Here is a 6,036-nt window from a genome sequence, read left to right on the forward strand (position 1 = left end):
GCCGAAGCGGGGGCATGGGGCGGTGGTGGTGGTTGACCGGGGGCGGCCGGTGGGGGTTGTCACCGAGGCGGACTGTGCTGGCGTGGATCGGTTCACGCAGCTGGATGCGGTGATGTCGCGGGAGTTGCTGACGGTGCCGGCGGGGATCGATCCGGAGGCGGCGTTCAACCAGTTGCACGACGGGCGGCATCGGCTGGCGCCGGTGGTGGATGAGGCCGGCACGATCGTGGGCATTCTCACGAGGCAGCGGGCGCTCAGGGCTACGTTGTACGAGCCTGCGCTGGATGCAAACGGCAGACTCCGAGTAGCAGCGGCGATCGGGATCAACGGGGATGTCGAGCAGCGCGCAAAAGCCTTGCTGGACACAGGAATCGACGTACTGGTCATCGACACCGCGCACGGCCACCAGGAGCGGATGCTCGAGGTGCTGCGGATGGTCAAGAGCCTCAGCCCCGAGGTGCCGCTCGTTGCGGGCAACGTCGTCACCGCGGAGGGTGTGAGCGATCTGGTCGAGGCCGGCGCGGATATCGTGAAGGTCGGCGTCGGACCAGGAGCCATGTGTACGACGAGGATGCAGACGGCAGTCGGCCGCCCGCAGTTCTCCGCCGTACTGGAGTGCGCAGCCCGAGCGCGTGAGCTGGGCAAGCATGTCTGGGCGGACGGCGGCGTACGGCATCCGCGCGATGTCGCGCTGGCGCTGGCCGCGGGAGCCTCGAGCGTGATGATCGGCTCGTGGTTCGCCGGGACGTACGAGTCACCCGGGGATGCGCATCGCGACAGCGACGGGCGGATCTACAAGGAGAGCTTCGGTATGGCGTCCGCCCGCGCAGTGCGGTTGCGGACCGCCGACGACACCCCGTTCCAGCGCGCCCGGAAGGCGATCTTCGAGGAGGGGATCTCGTCGGCCAGGATGTACCTCGACCCCGAAAGCCCGAGTGTCGAGGACCTGCTCGACTCGATCGTCTCCGGCGTCCGCAGCTCCTGCACGTACGCCGGCGCCGCCAACCTGGCCGAATTCCACGAGAAGGCCGTCGTCGGCCTGCAGACGGCCGCGGGCTACGCCGAAGGCAAACCGACGAGCACCAGCTGGTGACTCACCCCGGGGGTGAGGTTGAGTGCACAACAACCTCATACGGAGAGCGATTGGCACGCTCTGCCGCTGGTGGCACGCTGTAGTCAGCAGGGGGGAGAGAACGCCGGGCACGCTGCAGGTGGTGTTCGATCTCGCTGGGGGAGTGGGATCGAGCAGTGCAGGGAGTACGGCGTTCTGGACGTGGTCGCGGGTGGTGGTCCGGGGTTCGGCCGAGGCTTGGGAGGGCGACTCGGGAACACCGCGCCCCACCCGCGACTGCCAGTCCTCCTGGAAATGCGGTTGTGCCCGGTGAGAGAGTCGACGTGTGCCGACCACCATCGTCTGTGACGAATCCGGGTACGAGGGCGAGAAGCTCGTCGGCGGCGTGACCGATGTCTTCGCGCACGCGAGCATCCGGCTGGACGAGGCGACCGCAGCTGCCTGCGTCGCCGAGCTCCGCGCGCGCATCAAGTCGCCCGCCACCATGTACAAGGCCAACCACCTCCTCCGCGCCAAACACCGCGCCACCCTGCTGTGGTTCCTCGGCCCGGACGGCCCGCTCCCCGGCAACGCCAGCGTCTTCGTGATCGACAAGACCTACTTCCTGATCACCGGCCTGGTCGACCTCCTCGGCGCGCGCCCGGACGAAATCCCCTTCTTGTACGACGCCTCCCGCCGTACCGAGGAGGCCCGCAAGTTCCTCGACGCGGCCAACGACTTCATCCGGGCCCACGAGACCGCCGTACTGCCACGCCTCGACCCGCTACTCCCCGCGATCATCCGAGCCGCCGAACACTGGACCGACGGCACCCCGGTCCTGATCGCTCACGACCGCCAAACCACCCTCTCCCCAGCCCGAATCACCGCCCTCCGCCAGGCAACCCCAGCAATCGCCTCCATCGAGCAACTGGACTCCTTCGCCGACCACCGAGTACAGATCGCCGACTTCCTGGCCGGCATCACCTACCGAATCGCCTCCGGCCACCTGAACGGTGCCGACGATCCAGAGGTGAGCGCAGCCCTCGCGCCGTACCTCGATCCGCAGTCGCTCTGGTACGACGAACCGAGCTGGCAGCGATTGCACGGAGTTGCAGGACCCAGCTGCGCCCTTTCCGGCCTCGTGGGGCCTGACGCGTCGTAGTCTCTGTCTGACTATTGGTGCAACGCGGACGGGGTAGTGACTGATGCGAGTGGTGCTCACGGTGGTCGACCCCGTTCGGGGTGTGAGCGCGGACGTGCTCCTTGAAGCGGACCCGGACACCAAGGTTGCTGCAGTGGTGCCACGACTGCTCGCCGCGGTGAGCAACATCGCTCGGACTCCCGGCACGGCATCGGTGACGAATCTGCGCGGAATCGCACCGGACGTCCCCCTCTACGTGGATGGACGGGTGATCGACCCACACCTCGCGCTCGCGGAGTCACCGTTGCGGGAAGGGACCGTAGTCAGCGTTGGCGATTCCCGCGGCTGCCTGCCGGCCGAGCCGCACGGACTCGTGGAGGTTCGAGTGGTCAGCGGACCGGGCGCCGGCGCAGTTCATCGGCTCGGCATCGGCGACTACACACTGGGGTCCGCCGCGGCATCCGGCGTACGGCTGGAAGTCCCGGAGCTGCCAGCTCTGGTCGGCACCCTGACGGTCTCGACCACTGCAGCGGTGACTCTCCGGCCGGAGGTCGCAGACAGCGTGCCCGGACCGGACCGCCCGCACGATCCCGCTGCCGGTCCGGTCATGATCGGATCGGATGCCGACAGTACGGCGACTGCTGCATCCCGTACGTCGCTGGTCGAGCTGGATCGCCGGCCGTTGGATTCGACGAGCCGCTGGTCGGGTACGCCGTGGCCTCTCGGCTCGCAACTGGCCGTCGGGCCGGTGCTCCTCGCGCTCTCCGCAGTGGAGACCCCGGACGCGTCGTTGTCGCCCAATCCAAGTGGTGGCACTCTCGATTTCAACCGGCCACCGCGACTGCTGCCAGCACCTCTGCAGACCGAGTTCGTGCTGCCGTCGGAGCCGCAGAAGGCCCACCGGCAGAGCTTTCCGCTGCTGATGATGTCGCTGCCGATGGTCGGTTCGATCGCGCTGGCGGTGATCATGCGGCAGCCGACCATGCTCCTGTTCGGTCTGCTGTCCCCGCTGATGTACCTGGGCCAGTACCTCCAGAGCAGGCGTGAGGGCAAGACGTCGTACCGGCAACAGATGGTCGAATACCGCGAGCGGAAGGCCGCGATCGAACGCGACGCGATGGTCGCACTCGTTGCCGAACGCAACGCCCGGCGCCGCGACCAGCTGGATCCAGCCGGCTTGCTGCTCCTGGCCACCGGCCCCCGGGCCCGGTTGTGGGAGCGCAGGGTCACCGACCCTGACTGGCTCGACCTGCGGATCGGTACGGCGGATCTGCCGAGTGAGGTCCGCGTCGACGAGCCGTCCCGCGACAGCCATCGGCGGGCGCAGACCTGGACCGCTCCCGACGTGCCGGCCACGGTGCCGTTGGCAACGGTCGGCGTACTCGGTATTGCTGGAGCAGGTGGTGAATCGCAGCGGCTCGGCGCGTGGCTGACCGGCCAGCTCGCGACCCTGCACAGCCCGCAAACCCTTCGGCTGATGGTGTTGTGCCCGCCGGAGTCGAGCGCATTCTGGCGCTGGACGCGGTGGTTGCCGCACCTGCGCGGTACGGCGGACGTCGGCTACCTGAGCTGGTTGGGGACCGACAACGAGACCACCGGACGACGGATCGCCGAGCTGGCGGCCATCGTCGAGAGCCGGCGCAAGTCGTTGAGCGGGCCGCTGGCCCAGCAGACGGCCTTTGCCGAGCAGATCGTCGTGATCATGGACGGTGCTCGGCGGCTGCGGCTGCTGCCCGGAGTGGTCGGGTTGCTGCGCGACGGTCCTGCTGTCGGGGTTCGGTTCATCTGCTTGGACGCGGACGAGCGTCAGCTCCCGGACGAGGCCCAGGCGGTGCTGGCGCCGCACGGCGCGTGGTGGCGGCTTCGCCGTACCGGAGCGATGGTCGTGGACGGAATCCGTGCGGATCTGGTCGGCGAGCAGTGGCTCGATCGGCTGGCGCGCTCGCTGTCGCCGATCCGGGACGTGTCCGGCGCCGACGACGCGAACACCCTGCCGCCGTCCAGCCGACTGCTCGGCGTGCTGGGAATGGACGAGCCGGAACCGGCGCTGATCGCCCGGCACTGGCTCGACCACGGCCGCACCACGCAGGCGATCGTCGGTGAAGGTGCCGACGGCTTGTTCACGGTCGACATCGTCCGTGACGGTCCACACGGTCTGATCGCCGGGACGACCGGCGCCGGTAAGTCCGAGCTGCTGCAGACCATCATCGCATCCCTTGCCATCGGCAACCGTCCGGACGAGATGTCCTTTGTTCTCGTGGATTACAAGGGTGGAGCGGCGTTCAAGGACTGCAACCACCTGCCGCACACGGTCGGTATGGTCACCGACCTGGACGGCCATCTCACCACCCGCGCGCTCGCCTCGCTGGCCGCCGAGCTGCACCGCCGAGAGCGGCAGCTGAAGCAGGCGGATGCCAAGGACATCGAGGAGTACCTCGAGCAACGGCGTCCTGGCGACGAACCGATGCCGCGGCTGCTGATCGTCATCGACGAGTTCGCGGCGATGATCACCGAGCTGCCCGACTTCGTCACCGGCATCGTCGACATCGCGCGGCGCGGCCGGTCGCTCGGCGTCCATCTCGTGCTCGCCACCCAGCGCCCGGCCGGTGTGGTGACCAACGACATCAAGGCCAACACGAACTTGCGGATCGCGCTTCGGGTGACCGACGCAGGTGACAGCGACGACGTGATCGAGGCGCCCGATGCGGCGTACATCGCCAAGTCGACGCCGGGCCGTGCGTACGCTCGGCTCGGGCACTCATCGCTGGTGCCGTTCCAGACCGCACGAGTCGGCGGCCGGCGGCCCGGACTCGCGACGGCAACGGTCGCCGCACGCCCGGTGGGCTGGGACGAATTCGGGCGAGCTATCGGTACGGCGATCGCTCCGGACGAGGACGACGTACCGGCGTTGACCGATCTTGCGCTGCTGGTCCAGAGCCTGCAGGAGGCGGCCCGGATCTCCGGGGTGGCCACACCGCCGAGTCCATGGCTGCCGCCGCTTCCGAGCCGTTTGACGCTGGCGTCGCTGGAGAGTGCTCCGTCCGAGACAGACGGTCTGCTTCCGTCGATCCCGTTCGGGCTGGCCGACGTACCGGATGAGCAGTCGCGCGCGGTGGCGACGTACGACCTGAATTCCTCGAGTCCGTTGGCGATCATCGGCGCGCCACGCAGTGGTCGCTCGGCCGCTCTACGGGCGATCGCCGGCTCGATCGGCCGGCTGATCGAACCGGCCGACGTCCACCTGTACGGCGTGGACTGCGGGAACAACGCGTTGCTGCCACTCGTCAGCCTGCCGCACACCGGCGCAGTCGTGTCCCGGGACCAGTTGGACCGGTTGACCCGGCTGACCGCGCGCCTGCAGTCCGAGATCGGCCGTCGCCAGCAACTGCTCGCGTCGAGCGGGTACGCCGATATCGCCGAGCAGCGACGCCGGAGTACGCCGGAGGACCGGCTGCCGTACATCGTCGTACTGTTCGACCGCTGGGAAGCCTTCGTCTCCGCCTTCGAAACCACCGACGGCGGCCGGCTGCTCGAAGCCTGGTTCACGATCCTCCAGGAAGGCGCGGCCGTCGGCATCAAGGTGATCATGACCGCGGACCGCACCGCCCTCGTCGGCCGCGTCTCCGCACTGCTCGAAGATCGCCTGCTGCTCCGGATGACCGACCCGTCGGACTACCTGATGATCGGCATGCTGCTGAAGGACCTGCCGTCGAGCCTCGCGCCCGGCCGCGGCTTCCGGGCCAGCGGCCTGCGCGAGACCCAGATCGCCTTGCTCACCGAAGACGACGAGGGTACGGCGCAAGTCGCCGCCCTGCACGAGATCGCCGCGCAAGCCACCCCGGTC

The 6,036-nt window shown here is 68.7% G+C and carries 3 protein-coding genes; all 3 read left to right on the forward strand.

Translation table 11 applies throughout. From position 1 onward, the window contains the following. The coding region (locus tag E1261_RS42475; protein WP_132415630.1) for a GuaB1 family IMP dehydrogenase-related protein at positions 1-1,093 on the forward strand (1,093 nt) is incomplete at its 5' end. 304 nt (positions 1,094-1,397) lie between these two features. Next, entirely contained in the window at positions 1,398-2,213 is an 816-nt protein-coding gene (locus E1261_RS42480; protein WP_132415632.1) for an NAD-dependent protein deacetylase of SIR2 family, read from the forward strand. A 43-nt stretch (positions 2,214-2,256) separates the two neighbouring features. Next, a partial coding sequence (locus E1261_RS42485) for an FtsK/SpoIIIE domain-containing protein (protein WP_132415634.1) occupies positions 2,257-6,036 on the forward strand: 3,780 nt, incomplete at its 3' end.

This window comes from Kribbella albertanoniae (assembly GCF_004348455.1).
Classification (GTDB): domain Bacteria; phylum Actinomycetota; class Actinomycetes; order Propionibacteriales; family Kribbellaceae; genus Kribbella; species Kribbella albertanoniae.